The sequence below is a fragment of the Streptomyces sp. NPDC055749 genome, from assembly GCF_053617235.1.
In genome coordinates, this window is the sequence record NZ_JBSHFH010000081.1 from 1 (window position 1) to 22,366 (window position 22,366).

A 22,366-nucleotide genomic window follows, 5' to 3' on the forward strand; every position below is an offset into this window, starting at 1 on the left:
GCAGGCGCTGCGGAACCACGGACTTCTTGTTCTTGCCGTTCTTCTGGGGCTGCTCGGCATGCATGCCATGGGGCCCGGCCCCTCGGCGGCGCAGACGACTGCGGCGTACAGCTCCCCGTCTGTGGTTCTCGACGCGCCGGACCACTGCGATCACGACTGCTCCGGGCACGGCGGCCAGGGCGAGCACGCTGACCCACCTGTGCCTCGGCCGCTGTCAGCGGCTCGATCGCCCTTCCTGAGTTGCAGCCGACACTGATCTGTCCGGGGGAGTCCGCCCCCGGGCTCGTCACGAGGAGCACTGCCGCACCCGGCGGAGGCCGCGCCCCGCCGTCACTGTCCGAACTTCAGCTCCTGCGGATCTAGGAAGCGCCGTGGCGTCTCGCTCTGCCCACCGGGCGGGCCGGGGCCCATCGTCATGCCTTCCTCGACAGACGACAGACCCAGGAGTCTCGCAATGAGCACGCACCGCACGCTGATCCGCCGTACTTCCCTCGTCGCCGCGACCGGAGCGGTGGCCCTCGTTCTCGCCGCCTGCGGCGGCAACGGCAACGGCGGCGGGCACGACATGGGGGCCATGGAGTCCAGCTCCTCCGCCCCTGCTCCGAGCGCCTCGGCTCAGGCCGGCGACCAAATGCCCAGGACGTTGCCTTCGCCGAAGAGATGATCCAGCACCACCGGCAGGCCGTGGAGATGGCTGATCTCGCAGACGACAGGGCCTCGTCCGCGGAGACGAAGGACCTGGCGAAGAAGATCAAGGGCGCACAGGAACCGGAGATCAAGACCATGTCCGGCTGGCTGACGTCGTGGGGCGAGGAGGTCCCCGCAGACATGTCCGGCCAGGGCCACGACATGGACCACGGTATGCCCGGCATGATGACCGAGGAGGAGATGGACGAGCTCATGAAGGCCGAGGGTGCCGAGTTCGACAAGATGTTCGCCGAGATGATGATCAAGCACCACGAGGGTGCCATCGAGATGGCCAACACGGAGAAGGCGGAGGGCAAGTACGGCCCCGCCCTCGAGCTGGCAGACGAGGTGATCAAGGCGCAGACGGCTGAGATCGAGATGAACAAGATGCTCGGCCAGAGCTGACCCACCGCGGAACCGTCCGCTCCGTCGTGGCCTGCCGTCGGCCACGGCAGAGCGGCACGCGATGTAGTCGTGCCCCCGTGTTCCCGCACGGTGGCTTGGCCGGAGACCTCAGGACCGGTGGTGCGGGACTTCCGGGACGGCACGGTCGTCATCGTTCACTCCCGAAAGGGGCATGGTGCAGCAGAGGGGCGGGCGCGATGTGGGCGACCGCCCCTCTGCTACGGGGTGTCAGGTCAGACGGTCAAGGGCTGCGGGCGTGCCTCGGCCGGGGGTGCGGCGAGACGGCCCGTGCGGTGCAGGCCGTACAGCGCGGCAGTGCACGCCAGGCCGAGCGAGGTGAGCGCGAGCCAGGGCAGCGCGGACAATCCGGCCTTTCGGGCTGCGTCGAGCGCCGCGCCGGTCAGCAGGTTGCCGACGGTGATACCGATCCCGCAGATGGTGTTGTAGAAGCCGTAGTGCGTGGCCACGAGGCGGTTGCCCGAGAGCCGCACGATGGTGTCCATCTCGAAGGGATAGGCGATCATCGTGCCGACCGAGAGAAGCAGCGCGGACGACGCCGGCGGTACGGCGGCCAGCAGCCACAGGCCGATGCCGTCGCCGGGCACAGGGACCGCTGTGGCGGCGAGGAGCGGGAGGAACGCCGTGCCCATGGTGAGCAGACCCCAGGTGAGGGCTCGTCCCGGCTCCATTCGGGCTTTGCACCAGGCGGTCACCTTGGTTTGGAAGAGGATCGTGCTCAGCCCGGAGACGGCGAACAGGATGGCGACGGCCGCCATGCCGAAGGTGCCTTCTCCGCCGAGCCGCCGGACCTCCAGCGGGAGTGCCAGGTAGACCTGGAACGACATGACGTACGAGCCGATCATGGCCACGGAGAAGAGCAGGAACGGGCGGTTGGCGAGGATTCCCCGCCACTGGCTGAGTACGCCCTCGCCGGCCTTCTCCTTCTCCTCCTCGGCTCGGCGGGAGGGCAGGGCACGGCTCTGGATGACGCTCAGCACGGCGAAGACCCCCGCCGCGACGAGACAGGTGACGCTGAAGTCGACTCCGGTCAGCACCATGCCCACCAGCGGTCCGAGCAGAATGCCCGCCTGGTAGAAGACGTTGAACAGGGCGAACGACTCCACCCGGCGCTCGCCGGCGTCGGCGGCGAGATAGGCGCGGGTGGCCGGGTTGAACAGCGCGCCCGCCAGGCCCGTCGCCGCGGAGGCGGCGAGCAGCGCCGGGACGGACTCGACCAGACCGAGCGTCGCGAACCCGACGGTGCGCAGGACGAGTCCGGCGATGATCATGGGCTTGTAGCCGAGCCGGTCCGCGAGTGTGCCGCCGATGAGGAACATGCCCTGCTGGCTGAAGTTGCGGACGCCGAGAATGAGCCCGATCAGCCAGCCGGCGAGCCCGAGGGGCCCGGCGAGATGTGCCGCGAGGTAGGGCATGAGCATGTAGAAGCCGAGGTTGATGGTGAACTGGTTCACCATCAGCAGCTGCACGCTCCGTTCGTACGAACGGACTTGGGTGAGAGTGCCTTTCATCAGACCCGCTCCTTCGCGGTGTCCGCGAGGCCCTCGCCGCCGGCCGCCTGCTCGTCCTGGGCGAGTGTGAGGGGGTCGACCACGGCGGTGCAGCGCGTCCAGCGGGTGACCTCCTTCTCGTCGAGGCGGCCGATGACATCCGGTTCGGGTGCCGGCGTCCCGTCGAGGAGGCCGTGGGCGGCGCAGTAGTCGTCGTCGTACACGGTGCCGAGATAGCGCTGCGGCCCATCGGGGAAGATCGCAGCGATCCGTGTCTCCTTGGGCAGCGCGCGGGCGAGCCAGCCCGAAACCAGGGCGACGGCGCCGACGCTCCAACCGCCCGTGGCGTAGTGGGAGGCGGCGAGCTGACGGCAGGACCACACCGCCTCGCTCGGGGCCACCCAGTGCACCTCGCTGAACTGGTCGTACGCGACGTTGCCGGGGTAGATGCTCGATCCGAGTCCGCGCATGAGGCGCGACCGGGCCGGCTGGCCGAAGATCGTCGAGCCGATGGTGTCGACCCCTACGAGCGTCAGGTCCGGGTAGAGCTGGCGCAGGACACGGGAGACGCCCGCCGAGTGGCCGCCCGTGCCCACGCTGCACACCAGGACGTCGATGTGGCCGAGTTCGGTGGCGAGTTCGAGGGCGAGCGGTGTGTACGCGGTGATGTTGTCGGGGTTGTTGTACTGATCAGGGCACCAGGATCCGGGGTGCTGTGCGAGGAGCTGGGTCACTCGGTCGCGGCGGGCCTGCTGCCAGCCGCCGGTGGGGTGCGGCTCGGACACCAAGTTGACCTTGGCCCCGTACGCGGACAGCAGCCGCGTCATGGACAACTCCAGGCCCGGGTCGGTGACCAGGGTGACGGGGTGGCCGTACACCATGCCGGCGAGGGCGAGCCCGAGCCCGAGGGTGCCACTCGTGGACTCGATGATCCGGGCGCCGGGGTGCAGATCGCCGCGGGCGCGGGCCCGTTCGACCATGTGGAGACCCGGGCGGTCCTTGATGCCGCCGGGGTTGAAGCCCTCCAGCTTCGCCCAGAAGCCGCGGCCCGCGGGGGCGAGCGGCTCCGAGACGCGGAGCATTGGGGTGTTGCCGACCAGCCCGGACAGGGCGGAGCGCGCAGGGGGTGTGACGTCGGTGGTGCAGGAGTGCATGGTTCCGCTCTCACTTCGATGTGCGCGTCAGGTACTCGTTCCGTTCGGTGGCCGCGCCACGCGGCCCGCGAAGGGAACGGCCTAGATGCGCCACCGGCAGACGCTGATCTGCAACGAGCGGCCCGACCGTGCCAGAGAGGCACCTGGTGAGGCGACCGCTCCTACGGCCGGGGCGTCCAGGGCCGTCGCGTCGCTGACCGCGGGCAAGGTGAGAGGTGTGGCCCCGGGTTCGGAGTGCTGCGTCGTGACGGAAGCCTGGGGAGTTAGACCCCGAAAGGTGCACTCGGCTCCGTGACCGTGACCGTGACCGTGACCGTGGCCACGGTGCTGTGGTGCCCGGTCCTCGGTGTGGTTCCCGCCCCACTTCACCGCCGTGGCGATGCCGGTTTCGCGGTGCGAGGTGTCGCCGCCGACGGGCGAGAAGCAGAGAGCTGCTGACACCATCAGGGCGCCGACGATGACACTGAGTAAGTGGCTTACGCCGGGCAGAAATTCAGCGGTCGGGCGTGCGTGATTGCGGCTTGGCACAGTTCCTCCATGGGTGCGCCGACTTGGGTCCGTGCGACAGGACGGAGGGCGCACACAACAATTCAAGGGGTGTGGGGAGAAGGCGCGCCGTTCGACCGCTGACCGTTCGGTCGCAAGCCGAGGGAGGTGGCGCGGGAGCATCTACACCTGAAGGACTGCGGGATTTCTGGGGGATGCCGATGAAAGCGAACTGTCTCTCACCGAATCGGTTGTGACCGGCTTACCGGTGACAGCTTCACGGTATACGTCGGACTGCCTGGAGGCGCCGAGGGTGTTGGGCGCCGCAGTTCCCTCGGGAAGCCTGGGTGAGCATTCATGGGTCGGGTGCATCGGCGAGTGTCCACCGAAACCGTCCACGATGCTCTGCGATGCGGCGGCCAGGTTCTGCGGAGCGAACTCGGCGAAGCCTTCCTTCTCTACACCATGTCCGGCCAGTAGACCGAACAGGAGTACAGCCAGGCAGAACAGGTGTCGCAATCCCACTGAAAGGCGGGAGTGCGGCGCACATGGGCGCGACCGGGCTGTAATCACGTCGTTATCTTAACCGCATATTCGCCACAGTTCGTAATTCCGCATGGAGCATGGCGTGAATAAGTCGTGTACAGGCTCGATCTGTTGTCGGATTTGGGCGGGCTGGTCACGGCCTCTGCTGAGTGGCCGAGAAATAAATTGAGGACTCAACAATGCTGTGGCCGCAGTGAAAGGGGGGCAGGGTAACGCAGCCGTGCCTTTAGCCTCGATCTTTCGTGACGGTCCGTCGGTTTCTTCGGCGGGCCGTTTCGGTTGTTTGGGCTGGTGGTGGCCAGGCTGATGGCCCGGCTGTCGCGTCGGGTGGGCGCCGGCTTCCACTGCTCCGGCGGGATGATGCTGCTCGCAGGGACGGGAACTGGCTGGTCAGCCGGGGTTCGGGAGAGCTTCAAGCCGGGTGATGGCATCGGTGATCACGTCGGTCCAGGGCCAGTGGCGTGCGAACCTCAGGTGTCGGCGGCGGGCGGTTGTGACGAGCTGGGCGGCGGCGGAGAAGAGGCGAAGCCGGAGACGGCGAGGCTCCCACCTGCGGGTTTCGCCGGTCAGAGCGAGCATGGGCATCCAGGCCAGCAGGTCGAGAGCGATCTGGACGATCTCCAGCCAGATCTGGTTTCTGCGCGGTATCGTGCAGTGGCAGGTTGCGCAGGCCGGTGGCGCGGGCGTTTCGGATGCGGTCCTCGGCGCGGGCCCGCTGACGGTGTCGCAGTTCGAGTGCGGCGATCGGGACGCTGGTGGTGTTGGTGGCGAACGCGGTGAGCCGCAGGCCGTCGTCATCGGTGAAGCGCAACTGGGCTCCAGGGCGCGGGCGTTCCTTGCGGACGATCAGTCGCATCCCGTTGGGCCAGCCCTTCAGGCAGTCGCCGGACAGTTCGGCGACCCAGGCGCCGTCACGGATCTCGCCGCCCGGCTCGACGGCCACCGTCCATGCGGTGGCCGGGACCTTGAGGACGGCCTCGTGGATGGCGTCGGTGATGGTCATGCCGACCGAGTACGACAGCCACCTGCCCCGCTGGGCGAGCCAGGCGACGAACTCGTGGCTTCCACCGCCGGAGTCGGTACGCATGAGCGTCCGGCGTCCGCGCCGGTACTTCTTCGGCAGCTGGGCCAGGGCGAGTTGGGCCGTGGTGATGTGGTCGGCGGCGGTGTTGCTGCCTGCGTTGCCTGGCCTGAGCAGGCCGGCCACCGGCTCCCCGCTCCCACCGCTTCCGTGATCGACGAACCCCATCAGAGGGTGGTGTCCGAAGGTCTTCTTCCAGGTTGCGGTGGCGTCCTGCTTCTCGGAGTGGGCCAGAACGAGCACCCCGTCCAGGTCCACGATCACCTGCCCTGAGGCGTCCGGGGCCTGTTCTTGGCCACGTTCCAGACGTGCTCGCGCGCTTCGGCTCGCGCGGCCCGTATCTCGGAGAGGGCCTTCGGCCCAGCCGCGGCGAGGGTGTCGATGAGGCGGGAGACCGTCGGGTCGGAGGCCACCGGCCCGAACACAGCCGGCTCGGCCCGCAGCATCCCGACATCCGCGAGGCAGTCCCCGCCCAGCGCGAACGAGCGCCACATCCAGCAGGATCTTGCCCGGATCGTGCACCGCCCGAGCCTTCCGCCACGGCGCCAGCGCCGCCGATATCGCCTGGTCCAGCCCGGCCTTGCGGACGGTCTCGACCAGCAGCACGCCCCCGGCCTGGGACACCACCGCCCGGCCGCCGCTCTCGATGCGGACACGCGGGTACGACCCGATACGCTTCTTCACCTGGGAAGTGTCTCCGACGGGGGCGGGAACAAGGACCTCGACAATCCTCATTCTCGCTGGTCAGAGCACTTTTCGCTTACCTGACCACCCGTCGGACAGCACGTTTCACGAGCGCGCGCGGTGAGGAGTTCTAAGGCTTCACGGGCTCCAGCCGCAGTTGTCGGGTCGGCCAGGGTGCCGGCTCGGCCTGGCCGAACCAGATCCGGACGTCTTCCCCGGTCCGGACGGGCAAGCGGGGAAAGTCGTTCTCGGCGTGCTCGGTGCGGTGCAGCGCGTGGCCCGGGCCCAGGTGCCGGGCGGCGTACGCGTCGAAATCGGCCGCGTCGGTGGGGTGGCAGACGGTCGCGAACACCTCACTCGTGCCCGGCTCCGGCGTGAAGCCCGGGCCGCGCAGCAGCAGGACGTCGTCGCTGTCGATCATTGTGGCGTTGGCGGTGTCGCGGTGCTCCCGCCAGACCGGGCCGGTGTAGAACGCCTCCAGCGCGCGCCGGCGGTGCGCCATGTCGGGGAACGCGCGCAGCCAGACGAAGCGGTCCGGGTCGTCCAGGTCGCGGAACCGGCCGCCGACAGTGATGCCGACCGCCTGCTGACCGGTCACGAACTCGCGCTCGAACAGCTCGATCAGCGCCTTCCGGGCGCCGGGACGCAGGGTGTACTGCCGGAGTTCGACGATGCTCATGCGGTGGCCCGCCCGGTGCGCGTGAGGTCCAAGGTCCAGTTGTCGTCCATGCGCCGCAGGCTAGAGCCGGTCTGCTGACATCTACTGTCAGTGGATAATGAGCGGCATGCGTGCGAGCCGGCTGGTCACCCTGCTTCTGCTGCTCCAGAACCGGGGCCAGATGACGGCCCGGCAGCTGGCCGACGAACTGGAGGTCTCCGTCCGGACGGTCTACCGGGACGTCGAGGCGCTCGGTGCCGCCGGCATCCCGCTGTATGGCGCCGCCGGCCACGCCGGCGGCTACCGGCTGGTCGACGGCTACCGGACCCGGCTCACCGGACTGACCGCGGACGAGGCGAAGGCCGCGTTCCTCGCCGCACTCCCCGGCGCCGCCGCCGAACTCGGCCTCGGCGAGGCGCTCGCCATGGCCCAGCTCAAGCTGCGGGCCGCCCTTCCGGCGGAGCTGCACGAGCACGCCGAGCGGATCCAGGAAGGCTTCCTGCTCGACGCCCCCGGCTGGTACGGCGACGCCGACCGGGTGCCTCACCTGGCAGCGGTCGCCGCCGCGGTATGGGCGCGGCGGGCGGTGGTACTGCGGTACCGGCGCTGGCGGGCGCCGGAGGAGATCGAGCGACGGGTGGAGCCGTACGGGCTCGTCCTCAAGGCCGGCCGCTGGTACCTGATCGCCGGGGGGCCGTCCGGGATCCGCACCTACCGAGTCGACCAGATCCTCGAAATTCGGCCGCTGGAAGAAGAGTTCGCCATTCCGGACGGGTTCGACCTGGCCGGATACTGGAACGGCTATCTGGCCGACTTCCGAGCGCGACTGCACACCGCGGAGGCCCTGGTGCGGCTCACCCCAGAGGGCGCCTGCCGCCTCGGCGTGACACCCACGGATGACGGATGGACGGAGGCCCGCGTGCCTATCGAGTCGATCGACCACGCCCACCGAGAGTTCCTGCGGCTGGGCGCCGATGTCGAGGTCATGGCACCGGCCGAACTACGCAACCGCATCGCCGAGACGGCACGAACCCTGGCCACCCGCTACGAAGGGCGCCCCATGGGCAGAGGGTTCTGCTGACCAGGGCACCAGCCACCCGCACCGGACACCCGCACACGCGTGTAGGACCCGATGGGCCTCTTCACCTGAAGAGTGCAGCGTTCCTGACCGCGCCAAGACTCTGAACAAGTCCCATCGCGCCAGGTCAGCGGCACTCCTCACTTCGTTGATCACACGTCGGACAGTCACGCTCGTGAAAGCGCGAGGTTAGTCGATGCGGACGCCCCACATGAATGGCATGCCGCTGCGGGCGATCGACTCGTAACGCACCTGAGCGCCCGGCTTGGGGGCGTGGAGGATCTGGCCGTTGCCCGCGTAGAACCCGACGTGGCTCAAGTCGCTGCGCATGATGATCAGGTCTCCCGGCTTGAGTGCGCTCAGGGAGTTGATCCGCGCCCCGGCGCTCGCCTGCGATTGGGATGTGCGGGGTATGGTCACTCCGGCCTGGCGATACGCCCAGGACGTCAGTCCGGAGCAGTCGAAGGAACTCGGCCCGCTCGCACCCCAGACGTATGGCATCCCGACCCGGCTCTTTGCCGCCGCGAAGGCCGCGGCGGCGCGCTCGGACGTGCTCGCCTCGTTGCCCAACTCGACCCGAGCGCTCGCCCGGTTGGCCCGGTTCTCCTCTTCGGTGATCCGTGCCCGCTCCTTCGCCGACAGGGTGTTCAGCAGCCGCTGTGCCTCGCCGAGCTTGCCCTGGATCTCCGTCTTCCGGTTGCCCAGCTCCTTCTGCACGGCGCCGAGATCGCGCAGCTTCTCGGACGCCTCCTTGCGCTGCTGCTGGAGCGCGCGCTGCTGGGAGAGGAACTGCTGGAGGGCGGCAGTCTGTTGTTCGCCTAGCCGGTCGAGGGCAGATGCCTTCTCCAGGTATGTGTCGGGGTCCTCGGAGAGGAGCAACTGGACGGACGGGTCGAGGCCACCTGACCGGTACTGGCCAGCTGCCACTGCGCCGATCCGATCGCGAAGCTTGTTCAGCTCGCCCTGCTTACGGGCGGCCTCGTCCCGCAGGGTGTCCACCTGCTTGGTGAGCTCGTCCGCCTTCTCCTTCGCCCCGTTGTACTTCTCGGTGGCTTGGGTCGCCTGTTCGTACAGCCGGTCCACCTGCGCTTTGACCCCCTTCTTGTTGGGGTCGGGCAGGGGGTCGGCCGTAGCCGACTGGGTGGAGAGGGCAATGGCTGCCGCCGCGGTGATGGTGAGGACACCGGTGTAGCGCGGACCGGACTGCTTCGGGCGGCGATGGGAAGCCACTGTGGAGCTCCTTCTTGCTCGGCCGCCGAGCCGGGACTGTGCCCTTCCCGGATCCGCGTGAGCGATGGTGGACATGGCGGCACCTTGGCGCCATCCCGGGCGGGTGGGCGGCCGTGCGAAAGCTCCGTGAATACTAATCTCCTTAGAAGATTAGCTTCAACGAGGGGTCGGGGATCGCGCGAGTGAGTGACGCCACAGACGGGGCAGGCCCCGCTCCGGGGGAAAACGAGCCCCGTGCCCATTCGTTGAGTGGTAGTTCTCGGCGGCTCGGGAGCCGCGTTGGAGCAGTGTTCGTGCCGGGGGAAGCGCGGGGACCGACGGAGAGACGCGGGATGTGCCTGGCACACCCCCGGTCTTTCCTGCCGTGTGGTTCCGCCGGGCTGTGGCGGCCTTGAGGGACTCGGTGCGAGGATCCGTTCGGCCAGGTAGCCGAAGAGGACCCGGACACCGTCCGCAGCGCGGCCTGGATGCCGATCGCGGCCGGACGGAACTTCCAGAGATCGGCGGGTGGGCAGCCCTTGGGGAGGTTGTTGCCGAGTGGCAGGAACACCATCGCCACCGTGATGGCCGTTACGAAGGCGCCGTTGGCGGTGACGGAGGCTTTCCAGTTGCCCCATGCGGGGGCCAGACGACACCCAGCAGGACTGCAGACCTGCCGAGCGACAGGCTCAGCGCGGCTTCAACACAGCTCTTGCTCGACGCCGGTCGCCCCGCACACAACCCCTCTCAACGAGCAGCCCGCCGGGTAGGTCCGGTGAATTGGCGTATGTCAGTGGTGATCGCCGCTTGCCACGGAGAGGCGCTTGGTGAAGGTCTTCCCTGCGTCCTGGGACTCGTAGATGCCATCCTGGGTAGCGGCGAGAATGTGCCGCTCGTCGACGGCGGTCAGGGCTTGAGGTTCTCCTCCCGGCACGGCAGCGGTCTTCTTCCAGTTGGCGCCGCCGTCCGAACTGATACTCAGAGTGCCGGTGAAGTCGACCCCGAACAAAGAGCCCGGCGATGCCCAGGACAGGAACTCCATTCCCGCCCCGTCGCCGGGACCGAAGGTCGCGACGCCGTCCGTGCTGCGCGCCACGCCATCCGCCGTGGTGGCGACGACCTGGCTGGGGTCCGCGGGATTGACGGCGAAGTCGAGGGCCTGCAGCCGCGCACGGGCCTTCCAGTTCGTGCCGTCCTCGCTCATGCGCAGCACACCGCCCGTGCTGTCGTACCCGTAGATGACGCCCTTCGCATAGTCCAAGCTATGGAAGTCCGCTTCGCCCTTGAGCGATGCGGTCTTCCATGACTTCCCGGCGTCGGTGCTCTTGATCAACCCGTGGTTGTCCGGCTGGTTGCTGCCGGGGGCCGGGTGACCGCTGGCCAGGAAGGTCTTGGCACCGGCCACGGTGAAGCCCATGAAATCGTCCGTACTGTCCCCGACCAGCTGCGGGCCTCCTCCGTTGTCCGGGGTGAAGATTCCCTCGTGGGTGGCCACGTAGAGCCTGCCGTCTTCCGGGTCGACTCCCAGTCCATGGATGTGGCTGTGCAGGGCGGGGGCCGGCTTGGACCCCTCGCCCCTGGCAGCGGCGCCGCCGTCGGGAGTGCTGTCGCCGCAGGCGGCAAGGAGGAGAGTTCCGGCAACGGCGGAGCCCACGGCGCAGAGTGAGCGGGTGCGCGGTCGGTGGAACGGGTTCGTGAAGGCGGGCATGCTTGATTCACCTCGTGTGTGTCGGTCGTACGGGCAGCCGCTAGCGGAAGCGTGTGGCGGCCTATACCCGCAGGACCGGCAAGCGGGAGCGGGCCGGGTTGGGTTCTCGCGACAGCGAGGCGGACCGCAACCTTTCAGCGAATGATGAGCCGTTGGCGGGAGACCAGCCGACGTGACGAGTGAACGCGGGCCGAAGCAGGGAAGCGCCCGCAAAGGCGCTGATCATCCCGACGCACAGGGAGGCCATGTCCGTGCCGCCGAAAGGGCTGGTGAGCGCCGATGGCCCGTCGTGCTGAGCCGATAGTTGCACGGAGCCGTGGCTCGTTCGTTCTTCGAAGGGGTGTCCCGCACTGAGTGAGGCGGCCGACGTGCCGTGGGCCGGCGAACCGTCCGCTGCGCGACGGTGTGCAAAAGGAACACGGCCAACGCGAAGACTCCGACGAGCAGGAGGTGCCCCAGGACCCTGTCTGGGCGTACATCTCGGCTCGCGTTCACGATCGACCTCCGCGCGGGACACTATCAACCGCCTCAGGGGGACCCCGGACGGCAGCCGCAACTCCCGGTCTCCGTCTCGAGAGATAGGCCGCCCTCCTTCCATGCCCGTGTGTTCCGCCGTGTCCCTGGAGCTGACCGCTTCCGAGCGCTACGGGCTCAAAAAGATGGCCAACGGCCACCAGTCCCCACACCAGACACGCCAGCGGGCGACGATCGTACTCTTGGCGTACGAGGCCGCGGCAACGCCCGGATCGCCGCCGAAACTCACCGGCCGCCGATGCTCACTGCGCTACAGATCGCCGAAGTCAAGGCGCTGGCATGCCAGTTGACCACCGAATCCGGAACCCCACTCTCACGTTGGTCATGCCCCGAGCTCGCGCGCGAGGCCATCACCCGGGCTATCAACGAGACGATCTCCGCCTCCACGGTGCGCCGCTGGCTCAAGGACGACGTACTCAAGCCTTGGCAACACTCCTGGATCTTGATCCGCGACCCGAACTTCCGCACCGGGGAGCAGCGTGTCCTGGACCCGTACGCCCGCATCCTCCACGGCGTTCCGCTCGGCGAGGACGAGTACGTCATCTCCGCAGATGAGAAGACCTCCATCCAAGCCTGCTGCCGCTGCCACCCCACCCTGGCCCCGGGTCAGGCCCGCGCGAAGCGCGTCAGAGGGAGTTTTCTGCCGATAGTTTGCTGGGAGGGGCATCCTTTCTCGGAGGCACCGCTGTCGCCGGCCTCAGCACGGTGGCGCAGCGCTGTGTCCATCCCACGCTCGTGAAGCGATCTGTTGAGTCGCCGACGCGCGTGGACGTCTGTGAGCGCAAGTTCGGCGAGCTGGTCGAATCGCTCGGCCCGGACGAGCAGATCCATGTGCGAAAGATGATTGTCGTGCGCGTGGAAATTTGTGGCGTAGCACTCGGCACGAGCGCTCACCAGCGAGATAGCTGCATCCCAATCACTGATCTGTTCCGCCGTTTGTACCTGCTTGTGCCATTCCACAGAGCGAGTATCGCGCAACACTTCCCTCAACGACACCGAGAGTCGGGTTCTAGCGAGCATCCTTCGGCCGACTCTGAGATGGGCATGTGATTGTGCTTCAGGCCCCTCGCCAGGTTGGTGTGGATTCGTTGGTGAGACGACGGGTCATCCCGGCTCAAGAACCGACTCGCAGCCATCGAGCGTGACACCGCCGCAGCCTGATTCCGACCGGGACTTCCTCATCGAGCCTGCCCCGAACCCGCTGGGTCACTAACGCGTCCAGCGGGGCGGCAGGGCCGCTCGGTTCCGCCAGTAGTCCGCATCATGCGGATCCACCGGCCAGTCGACCAGGCGCTCAGCTCGGGCAGGCACCGCGCGCGGGTACCGCGCTCACCGGCGTGAGCGTCCTCGTGCGTCAACTCGACCCGTCCCATCGTGTTGGCCCCTCCCATGGCACCGAGGTAAGAGGTCGCCACGGTACAGAAGGACCTGCCCGGCCGGTTCAGCGGTGGGTGATCCTATGTTCCTGGTCCTGCGACATCACAAGATCTCCGACAGAGCCTGAAATCCCCCAGGTTGATCGCCCTTTAGCCCAACCTATGCCCGCTTGCGGGTGGGTGATGTCGCGTCACGGACAATGGTCGGTCCAGCACTGTCAGCACGACGCGAAAGTGGCAACCACATGTCAGACCTCAACCCGCAGGACCCCACCGAGCAGTCCCTCCAGCAGCCCGGCGGAGATGCCGAGCAGGCCGGTGAGCTGGTGGCGCGGGTGATCGATGCGTACAACGCCCGGCTCATCGCCGCCCGCAGGGGTGGGCAGGACTCGGAGCAGGTGGCAGCGTGGCGTACGGCGCGGGACCGGGCCGTGGAGGACCGGGACCGGCTGGAGACGGCGGACGAGGACGAGACCGTGCAGATCGCCCTCGCCTACGCCGCCCGACTCAAGTTCCTCAACGCGACCTGAGCAACCCTGCGGTGGCTCTGTACGCGAAAAACAGTCAGCGTTTTGGCGCCGGTTCGGGAGGCAGCTGACGGCCGCGGGCTTCGGATGCGAATGTTCGTGAGCTACGGACAGCACCCGGGCCGCTGATCATTTGCAGCAGTCGCAGCCGGGGCGGCAGCCGCACGCGTCCGTCTCGGCACTGGCGGAGGGGACCGTCGCGGCGACGGGTGTCGCGCAGCAGCCCTTGCCCTGCCATGCGTCGCGGCCTTCCTTGACGGCGATGGCGGCGATGACGAGGGCGGCGATCGGGTCGGCCCAGGACCAGCCGAGGGTGGCGTTGAGGACGAGGCCGACCAGGAGGACGGCGGAGAGGTAGGTGCAGAGCAGGGTCTGCTTGGAGTCGGCGACGGCGCTGGCGGAGCCGAGTTCTCGGCCGGTCTTGCGCTGGGCGGCGGACAGGAAGGGCATCACCGCGAGGGAGAGGGCGGCGATGACGATGCCGGGGATGGATCGTTCGGCTTCGCCGGTGCCGGCCAGCGCGCGGATGGCGTCGATGGTGACGAACGCTGCGAGGGCGAAGAACGACACCGAGATGATCCGCAGGGTGGTCTTCTCCCTGGCTTCGCGCAGGGCGTGGTCGCGGGTGGAGAACTGCCAGGCGACCGCGGCGGCGGAGGAGACCTCGATGACCGAGTCCAGACCGAAGCCGATCAGCGCGGTGGAGGAGGCGATCGTCCCGGCGGTGATCGCGACGATCGCTTCGATGACGTTGTAGGTGATGGTGGCGGCGACCAGCAGCCGTATCCGGCGGGCGAGTACGTCCCGGCGGGCCGGGGCCGGGCCTATGCCGACGGGCATCCCGGCGGCCATCAGCAGCAGCCCTTCTCGTCCGCGTCCACACAAGTCTTGTCGGCCTCGACGGCGACCACGGCGGTGCGCAGGTCGTCCAGCGCGTGGCCGAGGCGTTCGTCGGCGAGCTCGTAGCGGGTGCGGCGGCCGACCGGAACGCCGACGACCAGGCCGCAGTCGCGCAGGCACGCCAAGTGGTTCGACAGTCGCGTGCGGGAGATCTCCAGGGTGTCGGCGAGGTCGGCGGGGTGTGCCGGGGCCTCGCGCAGGGCGAGAAGGATCCGGCAACGGATCGGGTCGGCGAGGGCGCGGCCGAACCGCGCCAGCACCTCGATGTCAGCAGCAAGAGTCAGCACAGCAGCGACAGTACACGGAATCCTGAATTCAAAAGGAGCTGAATGCTTGATCGCCAGGGCGAAGACGCCGCGCCGGCGCTGACCGTTCTCGTGTACATCAACCCCAACCAGAAACGGACGTTGCTCATCAACCGCTTCGCCGTCCGTGCCATCGACTCAGGACGCGTGAGGACCTCGGGGCCGCTGGTGCCCCGTTCCAGCTGGGGGCGCCGTTGACGTAGATGCGCGCCACCGTCCGGTCCCCGCGGGTCGAGCCAGCGATAGGCGAGGACGGTGTCGCGCCGATGCGCCCCGGTGAGGGAGTAGAGAGATCCGCACCGAGGCGGCCGAGCTGGAAGGAGAAGCCGCGAAGGGATCAGCTGCGTACCTCGCCACCGCGATCATCGATGGACGCGCCGGACCCAACCCAGCAAAAGACGTGGTCCCCTGTGTTGATCAAGAAGACGTCATCGGACTGGAGGAGCTGCTTGCCGTACTCCTCCGCGTCCACGCCCGTGTCATCACGAAGCATGAGGCGATCATCTGCGTACCTCGCAACGGCGTGGCCGGATCCATCAACGACGGTAAGACTTGCCGGAACGGCTGTTCCGCCGTTGACGACGATGACGGGGCGACCGTCGCGGTACTCGATCGACAGCGTGCCGATGTCCTCGGGCTTGACCTGGTCCGCCGGGATCAGCACAGGCTCTTGCGGTGCCGTCGCCTCGGGTGCGGAAGTCAGGCCCAGACCCGCGAGTTGCTCCGGTGACATCTGAATCGGGGCCAGTCCCTTCGAGTTGGGCGTGGCCTCGGGCATGTCGTCTCCTCACTGGCGGGCCCTCTGCCTGCCTGGTCAGAGCATGACATCACGGAGTGTTATCGGGCTGCAACTCTCGGTGGAACGGCTGAGAGCCGACAGGGTGGCGTGAAAGGCGCAGCCTCCAAGCCGGCTGGACGACGCTCCGTAAAGCTTCCCCATCGCCGTCATCGGGCTCTGATGCGCAAGCCGGATGCCTGAGACAACGCCCGGAGATGACCTGATCGCACGGTCACCGACCTCATCAGCCTGGCGTACCGATCCGTTCGGGAACAGGCGCTCACGATGGCGTGCATCTGCCGCCGCTACTCGCGTTCAAAGCCACTGCTGGCAGAGGCGGCGAGACCGGTGTGGGGCGGTGCTCCACCGGGCGTGGCTGCCAGGGGGAGGGCATCAGCGGCCGGGCCTGTTCCGTGATCCCGGCGATCTCTTCCCGCATGCGGGGCAGCGCTTGGTGCAGGGCGCTTTGTACGACGTGGAAGCGGGCCGCTTCCTGCTCGGTGTAGGGGCGGTGCTGCTCAGCGGTCATAGCCCAGCGAGCTCGCTGGCCCTTGCCCAGCGCCTGGTGGTCGCCGTCCAGCACCGTGACCGCGCTGATGTGCGGGCTGGCTGCCGAGGCCGCCACGATGTCCGCGGACGTCCTGCAGGCCCGGGTGTGCGCGGCCGGGGTCACCGGCGCGGTGATCACGTCGAGCTGAAGGGCGCGGGATCAGTTCGACCCGCCCGACGGTCACGCTCCAGTCGTCGGCAATCTTTTGCACCGACATGCCGCCCGCCGCCTGCCGGGCGACCTCTGCGTACTCGCTCGCCGGGATGTCCGCGGCGCCCAGGTCCATGACCCACTCGCCCCGGCCGAACGCCCGCGGCGTCGCCGCCTCGGCGCGCAGCCGGAGCGACCAGCAGCCGGGCGCCGCTCCCACAGATACGCCTCGTCGCCGAGCTCTGCCAGCCGCACCCCGGCCATCTCCCTGGCCTTGTCGAACTGGTCGAGCAGCAGGCCCAGACGGTCGGTCCGTACGCCCTCGATCTCCATGAACGGCTCCCCTTCGCGGTCGCGTGTCGTACCTCATTACGCTCCGGCGGAGGTTAACGGCCCACCTCACGGGGCGCGACCGGATTCCTCACCCACGAAGCGGTGCAGCGCCTCCCGCATCACTGCACCGTCCAGCCCGGCGTCACCCTCGACGTCACCTGCTCGAGCCGAGGTTGGAAAAGGCTCAGTGCCCGCCTGCACGAACTCACGCCCAGAGCATTTGCGGGAGATTCATCGAATAAAGGATTCCTTGCGGTATGGGCTGGGTCCCCCCTCGGGCAGGCTGAAATCCTTTCACCTCGAGAGCCTCGCGGCGGCTCCGAAAGCTACGCACCCGACGGCGTTCAGAGTGAGGACGAGGTGTTCCAACAGCGAACCTGTGATGAAGGAAACGGGGAGGAAAGGAACGATCAAAGCCGTCCATACTGCGACGGCGATGGTAAATCCCAGGGTAGTGCGGCCGACGATCGCAGCCGCTCCGGAGCGATGGGGCATGCGTTGGTGCAGCCAGGCCAGCGCGACTAGTGCGGCGATCGCGAGGATTGACACGGTCAGGTTGATCCAGGTGCCAAGGCTCACGTCGGCCTGGCATTCATTTCCGTTGCGAGCACCCGCAGTTGCACGGTAGGCGCCGACGTCGAGAGCATTGCTGAACTGGAAGGCGACGGCGATGGCAGGGCCGTAAAGCCCGGTCACGTTGACGATGAGGCGACGCCCCGGCTCAAAGATTCGGGCATTTCCGCCGTATAGACGGAGAACTGCGTTAAGGCCGAGCAGCAGGAGGAGAGAGGCGAGGCCGAATGCTGCACCGTTAAGTTGCTGCTCGTGTCTTGCAATGCCTTGCGTGGCACCTTCGGACGTACGGCCGGCGAGGACCGCGTAAGTGAAGCTGAGGATGAGCAAGGCGAAAAAAGAAGAAGTAAATACGACTACCCCGTCGGCGCCTGATTCGTCCTCCGTGGCACTGGTCTCAGCAGCCTGATGATCGAGCGGAAGAAGCACTGCAAGTAGCGCAAAACCGGCCAGCAGCCCTGCAACAGCGGAGTACCACCCCGCGGTTGCTGAGACTTCGAATTTGGAAACCTCTACACACATCACACGGCTACGCTACGTCGCCAGGAGGAGTGGCGGCGTAGCGCAGTGCTGCCTCAGCTGAGGTGTCTTAACGCAGGGTCTTCTGCTTGGCCTGTTCGAACTCGGCCTCAGTGAGATCGCCCTTGGCTCTGAGTTCCGCCAGTGCGGAAAGCTCGTGCGTGGTGCTTCGCTCGCCGGAGTGCGCGGTCTCACGCACGTAACTGTCGAAGGCTTCGCGCTGGGCCTTTGCCGAGTTGATCTCTCGCTGCCCCATTCCCTTTCCGCAGGCGATCACGTAGACGAGAGCGCCCAGGAACGGAGTTATGAGCACGAAAAGCAGCCATCCCGCCTTGGCCCAGCCGCTCGTATCGTTGCGGAAGATGTCCACGATGATCCTGAACAGCAACATCAGCCACATGATCCAGAGGAAGACCCACATCAACGTCCAGAACGTCCCGAGGACTGGAAAGTCGTATGCCAAGATCAATTGATCGGACATCTCAATCAACCTCCGGTGCGCAGGTGGACGCAGTGGTTTCCTTGATAGTGACCCACCCCGCGTTTGATCGCTAGCGGTGGCTCAACGTGACACCGGGGGCGGAAGTGCGTGGACACGCGACTTGGTTCTGCCTCAGCGCTTGCGCTGACTGCAACCGCACCTGCGGTATAACTCGCAGTTCCCTCAGTCGGCCGACGGTGCGCCGCAAGGGCAAACGTGCGGTGTGGTGTGAGTGCCTTCGTCCTTCTGTATCCATCACGACGCGCAACTACTGAAATGTCGTGTGGGAGGACCTATGGCTTCTGCATACGCTGTACGCGGTGATGAGGCCGGTGGTGTCCGTGAACCTGGACACCAGTCGTGAAGGCCAGGACTCGGATCATCGGATCGAGGCGGCCTGGAGGACTCTGCGCTAGCGGCAGCAAGCAGGGCGTCGACCGGGAAATTCTGAGTGCGATCGAGGACGAGGTCGGCGGTTCGCCTGCTGGCCGTGTAGATCCGCCCCCGGCTCCCACTGGGACGGGCTGTGTCGAGCCGGTTGCGATCCGGTAGAGATGGTTCTGGAGCGGGACCGTCAGCTTTCGCACGTGGTCGTGGCGATGGATCGTTAGGGCGGTGACATCGACGGGTACGCGATCGGCGCGTGTGGTAAAGCCCGCAGCCGGTTGTTCAACGGCACCGGCCTGCACATCACACCGGTGCAGGCCGGCGGACCTTCCAAGGTCCTGCCATTGCAGAGCAGAGAACGTGTGGTCGTTAAACGCGTGGTGATAGCCGAGGCAGTCGTTGCGGTCAACGCGGCAGTGGTGTTCGTGGCGGCGACAAGGCGGCTGCGGCGTTGCGGAGCGTGCCCTCCCTGCAAGGTCTTGACCTCGAGATCGTTGGCATCGCGGGCGGCCGCGGCCTGGATGATGCCCTGCCCAATCTTCGTAGGTCCGTCGACGAGGCTCTGACGACAGCTTCCGCCTGCGGCCACGCGAGTGCCTTTGAGCCCTGAGCTCGCGAACAGTGTTGCCGGAGGAGATGGCCTTGTCACCACCGATCAGCGGAAGGCTCACATCCAGCGACGGGGCCACGCGGACACCTTCGGTGGCACTCACCACCCCTGGTTCCGTGGCCAGTTCGGCCGCTCTGGTCGCAGACGAGCGGCCGGGACCAGCTCACGACGTGGCTTGGGCCACAGAAGGCCAGGCGACAGCGATCCTGTTCCCGCAGATCAGCAGGTCGGGTGACCTGCGAGGATAAAACGCCAAATTTAGTAGCGCAGAACGGCGGCGCAGCCGTCCGGGATGTCGCGGCCTGCCGGGATCTCGGTGAAACCTGCGTCGCCGAGTGCGGCTGCTCGAAGCAGTAGAGCCGCCGCGGACATGTCGAACCCGGGACCTGATGTGCCGGCTAGCGCGTCGGCGGAAGACGTGACCCGCATAGGGTCGTCCAGGGAGGACCATTTCCGCGGGTCGTCTGAGCGGTCAGCGGACAGAAGCAGCGTGGCGACGCGGCCTTCGGCCACGGCTTCAGTCACCGCCGGGATCGACGAGATCCCTGTTCCCGTTCCGGCTGCGGCTGTGTACTGCTCGAACGCCTCGTCGTGAGTGCGTGCGGACGCCCGGGCCAGTGCCGCGTCGACCGACCTCCGCAGACTTGCCAACGCGTCCTCGCCGCCCCTGCCTCCCGCGACATCTACGACAGTCACGTCCAGCGCCGACAATGCGGGCTGATCCCGCAAAGCGGCTGTGGCCTTGTCGTCTCCGCCGATGAACACGACGGCGGCATCCACAGACGCGACTGCCTGAGCGATCTCCTCCGCGACACCGGCAGTGTTTCTGTCCCACACGTTCTCGGTCCTGCGGTGGTAGGAAGCCTTTGAGGGGCCGCCCGCTTTCACCCGCGTGATATGCAGCGTGCTGCCATTGAACGTGCGGCTGCGGGCAGCGTCGAACGCACCCACCGCGTAGCCGTCGATCTCACCGCCCTGGCGGTCGAGGGCTACCACCACATGCGGGAGCTGACGATCCCGGTCGAGAACCGTCTCCAGCACATCTGCTACCGGCCCGACTACCGCCCGGTTGACCAACGGCGGTGCCGCGAGCGTATGAACGGACAGGAGCCTGCCCTCTGCCGCGAACAAGGACTCACCCTGCGGCCCGACGATCTCTGGCGAACCTCCCACCGCCGCGCCCACCGCGTCCAGCGTGGCCTCGTCGACGCCCTGACCTTCCAGCTGTTTACGCAGACCCTGCCAGACCAGCTCAATACGCTTATCCGCATCCTGGTCCTCACGGCTGGTGTTCAGGTGGACGGACACCACCGGGCCAGCTGCGTCGTACAGCGGACGCAGAAACGAAAGATCCACAAGACACTCCCAGGAGAGACCACGCTAATACCGCGCATCATGAGCCACTCGACGTTCGAATAAGTGCAAACGCGCCGATAAGTTACAAGAAACGCGGAGTGCGAGACGAAGTCCGTTACGCAGGCTGGCAGCAAGGCCGCCGGTCATGAGTGAGTCGTCCACTGCGGCGCGGCGCCAGCGCCTGACGGGCAGCGGCAATGGTGAATTGAAGCGTTGGCGTGGACATGGGCGAGCGTTCCTCCTCATCGTCCTGGCCGCCGCCGTGGTCCAGGGGTGTAATCACCTCGCGACCAAGCCCCTGCTGCGCAACTGACCCAGACGTCGCCACCTACGCAACGGTCGCGGGCACCCTCTTTGCCCTGTCGTCGGTCCCCGCCGCCTGACATGCGACCCTGCACGCCCGAGCTGGCGCCCTGGCCTCCGCGGTCTATCTGGGCTGGCTTCCCTTCGCGCTCGGCTTCGGCATCTGCGCTTACGCCTTCCTCTGTCTGCCGCTCGCGACCTCCGCTGTCTGCCGCTCGCGACCTCCGCAGCGGCTCTGTGCCTGGTGCCCCCGCTGGTACTGGTCATCTCCAAGACGGGAGTCGCCGCAGGGCAACCGACCATCCCGTACCGGCACTGAGCCTCTTCCAACCTGAAGTGCCATCTCAGGGGCCTCAGCTGACATGGGCTCAACACTGAAGAAGCCTCCGTGGACGGTCTCGTCGTAGGGAGTCGCCATGACACACCCCGTCCGGCTGTGTTGATGTGTGCCAGACCCTCTGGCAGGGTGCGGACATCAAACGGGGAGGGACCCATGCTGAAGCAAGTCGCCGAGGGTGTGCTGATCCACCAGAGTGAGTTGCTCGAGAACAACACCGTTGTCGTGCAGGGCAGGGACGGCGTGCTACTCGTAGACGCCGGGATTACCGGTGCCGAAATGACCTGCTTGGCGAACGACCTTCGTGGGCTGGGCCGGCCCGTGGCGGCAGGGTTCTCGACGCATCCTGATTGGGATCACGTGCTCTGGCACGCCGATCTTGGTAATGCGCCTCGTTACGGCACGGCCCGCTGCGCGGACTTTATGCAGGATGTGTTGTCGAACGCGGACTGGAAGGTCAGCGTCGCCGAGGGGCTGCCGCCAGAAATCGCCGAGGACACACCGCTCGACCTGTACGGCCTTATCACTGGTCTGCCCGCTGAAACCGTGCAGCTTCCTTGGGACGGCCCTAAGGTGCGGATCATTGAGCATCCGGCGCATGCCCCGGGCCATGCGGCCCTGTTGATCGAAGAACGCCGAGTTCTCATCGCCGGCGACATGCTCTCCGACGTCTTCGTTCCCATGCTCGACGACACCGATAACCCGATTGAGGACTACCTCGTCGGGCTAAGGCTGCTTGAGGGCGTAGCGGACGACGTCGATGTCCTCATCCCCGGACATGGGTCCGTCGCCAGGAATGATGAGGTACGCGCAAGGATCAAACTGGATCGAGCGTATGTGGAGGACCTACGTGACGCCCGGGTTTCCAGTGACCCGCGGGTCGTATCGCCCAAACCCGGCTGGGAGTGGGCAAGCGACATTCACGAAGGGCAGGCCCGCGACCTCGCCCGACGAAGCAAGCGCGAAGGGACGCCGGACTAGAAAGCTGCTTCCGCCACAAGACACCCCTGCCACCCACCGCAGGCGCGGCTTGACAGACCGCATTAGGAATCATTGAGCGTTTTCAGCCTTGCCTCTCCAGGGTGAGGACGGCTTTGGCGATTGACGTCATGCGGTTCGGGCTGCATCGCGATCTTCGGAAGA

General features: G+C 67.1%; 18 protein-coding genes and 4 pseudogenes. 7 read left to right on the forward strand and 15 right to left on the reverse strand.

The genetic code is table 11. From position 1 onward, the window contains the following. Positions 1-67: 67 nt before the first annotated feature. Together ACWGO0_RS35120 and ACWGO0_RS35125 are read left to right on the forward strand one after the other, a co-directional pair. Positions 68-363, forward strand: a pseudogene (locus tag ACWGO0_RS35120) (DUF6153 family protein). A 91-nt stretch (positions 364-454) separates the two neighbouring features. Further along, positions 455-1,092 (forward strand): annotated as a pseudogene (locus ACWGO0_RS35125) (DUF305 domain-containing protein). A gap of 233 nt (positions 1,093-1,325) precedes the next feature. On the opposite strand, the gene ACWGO0_RS35130 reads toward ACWGO0_RS35125, so the two are convergent. The 4 genes and pseudogenes from ACWGO0_RS35130 to ACWGO0_RS35145 form a co-directional block, all read right to left on the reverse strand. Further along, positions 1,326-2,621, reverse strand: a complete 1,296-nt coding sequence (locus ACWGO0_RS35130) for an MFS transporter (protein WP_453544166.1) — start codon at positions 2,619-2,621, stop codon at positions 1,326-1,328. Continuing rightward, the gene (locus ACWGO0_RS35135) at positions 2,621-3,754 is read right to left on the reverse strand and encodes a PLP-dependent cysteine synthase family protein (RefSeq protein WP_453544168.1); all 1,134 of its coding nucleotides are present in this window, start codon (positions 3,752-3,754) and stop codon (positions 2,621-2,623) included. Before ACWGO0_RS35135 ends, ACWGO0_RS35130 begins: the two co-directional genes overlap by 1 nt. A 1,422-nt stretch (positions 3,755-5,176) precedes the next feature. Continuing rightward, positions 5,177-6,551, reverse strand: a pseudogene (locus tag ACWGO0_RS35140) (IS1380 family transposase). A gap of 130 nt (positions 6,552-6,681) precedes the next feature. Then, positions 6,682-7,230: an NIPSNAP family protein gene (locus ACWGO0_RS35145; protein WP_453544170.1), complete on the reverse strand. Its 549-nt coding sequence runs from the start codon at positions 7,228-7,230 to the stop codon at positions 6,682-6,684. A gap of 106 nt (positions 7,231-7,336) precedes the next feature. On the opposite strand from ACWGO0_RS35145, the gene ACWGO0_RS35150 reads away from it, so the two are divergent. Beyond that, entirely contained in the window at positions 7,337-8,290 is a 954-nt protein-coding gene (locus tag ACWGO0_RS35150; RefSeq protein WP_453544172.1) for a helix-turn-helix transcriptional regulator, read from the forward strand. A 186-nt stretch (positions 8,291-8,476) separates the two neighbouring features. Here ACWGO0_RS35150 and ACWGO0_RS35155 read toward each other — a convergent pair whose 3' ends face one another. From ACWGO0_RS35155 to ACWGO0_RS35165, 3 genes are all read right to left on the reverse strand, one after another. Continuing rightward, the gene (locus ACWGO0_RS35155) at positions 8,477-9,517 is read right to left on the reverse strand and encodes an NlpC/P60 family protein (RefSeq protein WP_453544174.1); all 1,041 of its coding nucleotides are present in this window, start codon (positions 9,515-9,517) and stop codon (positions 8,477-8,479) included. A gap of 142 nt (positions 9,518-9,659) precedes the next feature. Beyond that, positions 9,660-10,145, reverse strand: a complete 486-nt coding sequence (locus ACWGO0_RS35160) for a CbtA family protein (protein ID WP_453544197.1) — start codon at positions 10,143-10,145, stop codon at positions 9,660-9,662. Between the two features lie 141 nt (positions 10,146-10,286). Further along, complete coding sequence (locus ACWGO0_RS35165) at positions 10,287-11,204, reverse strand: F510_1955 family glycosylhydrolase (RefSeq protein ID WP_453544176.1); 918 nt, start codon at positions 11,202-11,204, stop codon at positions 10,287-10,289. 772 nt (positions 11,205-11,976) lie between these two features. Here ACWGO0_RS35165 and ACWGO0_RS35170 point away from each other — a divergent pair. Beyond that, positions 11,977-12,477, forward strand: coding sequence for a hypothetical protein (locus ACWGO0_RS35170; RefSeq protein ID WP_453544178.1), 501 nt, complete (start codon positions 11,977-11,979; stop codon positions 12,475-12,477). 882 nt (positions 12,478-13,359) lie between these two features. Then, positions 13,360-13,644 carry a hypothetical protein gene (locus ACWGO0_RS35175; RefSeq protein ID WP_453544180.1) on the forward strand — a complete coding sequence of 95 codons (285 nt, stop codon included), beginning with the start codon at positions 13,360-13,362 and terminating at the stop codon, positions 13,642-13,644. A gap of 126 nt (positions 13,645-13,770) precedes the next feature. Here the strand turns inward: ACWGO0_RS35175 and ACWGO0_RS35180 are convergent, their stop codons facing one another. Together ACWGO0_RS35180 and ACWGO0_RS35185 are read right to left on the reverse strand one after the other, a co-directional pair. Further along, entirely contained in the window at positions 13,771-14,493 is a 723-nt protein-coding gene (locus ACWGO0_RS35180; protein ID WP_453544182.1) for a cation transporter, read from the reverse strand. Continuing rightward, the gene (locus tag ACWGO0_RS35185) at positions 14,493-14,828 is read right to left on the reverse strand and encodes an ArsR/SmtB family transcription factor (protein WP_453544184.1); all 336 of its coding nucleotides are present in this window, start codon (positions 14,826-14,828) and stop codon (positions 14,493-14,495) included. The genes ACWGO0_RS35180 and ACWGO0_RS35185 overlap by 1 nt, the downstream gene beginning before the upstream one ends. Positions 14,829-14,870: 42 nt before the next feature. On the opposite strand from ACWGO0_RS35185, the gene ACWGO0_RS35190 reads away from it, so the two are divergent. Next, a complete protein-coding gene (locus ACWGO0_RS35190) occupies positions 14,871-15,044 on the forward strand; it encodes a hypothetical protein (RefSeq protein WP_453544186.1) in 174 nt (57 codons plus the stop codon). A gap of 139 nt (positions 15,045-15,183) precedes the next feature. On the opposite strand, the gene ACWGO0_RS35195 is transcribed toward ACWGO0_RS35190, so the two are convergent. The 6 genes and pseudogenes from ACWGO0_RS35195 to ACWGO0_RS35220 form a co-directional block, all read right to left on the reverse strand. Continuing rightward, complete coding sequence (locus ACWGO0_RS35195; protein WP_453544188.1) at positions 15,184-15,624, reverse strand: hypothetical protein; 441 nt, start codon at positions 15,622-15,624, stop codon at positions 15,184-15,186. 280 nt (positions 15,625-15,904) lie between these two features. Then, positions 15,905-16,312, reverse strand: a complete 408-nt coding sequence (locus ACWGO0_RS35200) for a hypothetical protein (RefSeq protein WP_453544199.1) — start codon at positions 16,310-16,312, stop codon at positions 15,905-15,907. Between the two features lie 19 nt (positions 16,313-16,331). Next, positions 16,332-16,657, reverse strand: a pseudogene (locus ACWGO0_RS35205) (DinB family protein); the annotation flags it as partial. Between the two features lie 294 nt (positions 16,658-16,951). Next, positions 16,952-17,755, reverse strand: a complete 804-nt coding sequence (locus tag ACWGO0_RS35210) for a hypothetical protein (RefSeq protein WP_453544189.1) — start codon at positions 17,753-17,755, stop codon at positions 16,952-16,954. A 64-nt stretch (positions 17,756-17,819) separates the two neighbouring features. Then, positions 17,820-18,230, reverse strand: coding sequence for an SHOCT domain-containing protein (locus tag ACWGO0_RS35215; RefSeq protein WP_453544191.1), 411 nt, complete (start codon positions 18,228-18,230; stop codon positions 17,820-17,822). 1,255 nt (positions 18,231-19,485) lie between these two features. Further along, the gene (locus ACWGO0_RS35220; protein WP_453544193.1) at positions 19,486-20,583 is read right to left on the reverse strand and encodes a baeRF2 domain-containing protein; all 1,098 of its coding nucleotides are present in this window, start codon (positions 20,581-20,583) and stop codon (positions 19,486-19,488) included. Between the two features lie 796 nt (positions 20,584-21,379). Here ACWGO0_RS35220 and ACWGO0_RS35225 point away from each other — a divergent pair. After that, positions 21,380-22,204, forward strand: coding sequence for an MBL fold metallo-hydrolase (locus ACWGO0_RS35225; protein WP_453544195.1), 825 nt, complete (start codon positions 21,380-21,382; stop codon positions 22,202-22,204). Positions 22,205-22,366 lie beyond the last annotated feature (162 nt).

Excerpts from the sequence above, each read along its gene's own strand:
- ACWGO0_RS35130 (WP_453544166.1), bottom strand. The coding sequence starts at position 2,621 with ATGAAAGGCACTCTCACCCAAGTCCGTTCGTACGAACGGAGCGTGCAG.
- ACWGO0_RS35135 (WP_453544168.1), bottom strand. The coding sequence starts at position 3,754 with ATGCACTCCTGCACCACCGACGTCACACCCCCTGCGCGCTCCGCCCTG.
- ACWGO0_RS35145 (WP_453544170.1), bottom strand. The coding sequence starts at position 7,230 with ATGAGCATCGTCGAACTCCGGCAGTACACCCTGCGTCCCGGCGCCCGG.
- ACWGO0_RS35150 (WP_453544172.1), top strand. The coding sequence starts at position 7,337 with ATGCGTGCGAGCCGGCTGGTCACCCTGCTTCTGCTGCTCCAGAACCGG.
- ACWGO0_RS35165 (WP_453544176.1), bottom strand. The coding sequence starts at position 11,204 with ATGCCCGCCTTCACGAACCCGTTCCACCGACCGCGCACCCGCTCACTC.
- ACWGO0_RS35170 (WP_453544178.1), top strand. The coding sequence starts at position 11,977 with ATGCTCACTGCGCTACAGATCGCCGAAGTCAAGGCGCTGGCATGCCAG.
- ACWGO0_RS35175 (WP_453544180.1), top strand. The coding sequence starts at position 13,360 with ATGTCAGACCTCAACCCGCAGGACCCCACCGAGCAGTCCCTCCAGCAG.
- ACWGO0_RS35180 (WP_453544182.1), bottom strand. The coding sequence starts at position 14,493 with ATGGCCGCCGGGATGCCCGTCGGCATAGGCCCGGCCCCGGCCCGCCGG.
- ACWGO0_RS35190 (WP_453544186.1), top strand. The coding sequence starts at position 14,871 with ATGCTTGATCGCCAGGGCGAAGACGCCGCGCCGGCGCTGACCGTTCTC.
- ACWGO0_RS35195 (WP_453544188.1), bottom strand. The coding sequence starts at position 15,624 with ATGCCCGAGGCCACGCCCAACTCGAAGGGACTGGCCCCGATTCAGATG.
- ACWGO0_RS35215 (WP_453544191.1), bottom strand. The coding sequence starts at position 18,230 with ATGTCCGATCAATTGATCTTGGCATACGACTTTCCAGTCCTCGGGACG.
- ACWGO0_RS35225 (WP_453544195.1), top strand. The coding sequence starts at position 21,380 with ATGCTGAAGCAAGTCGCCGAGGGTGTGCTGATCCACCAGAGTGAGTTG.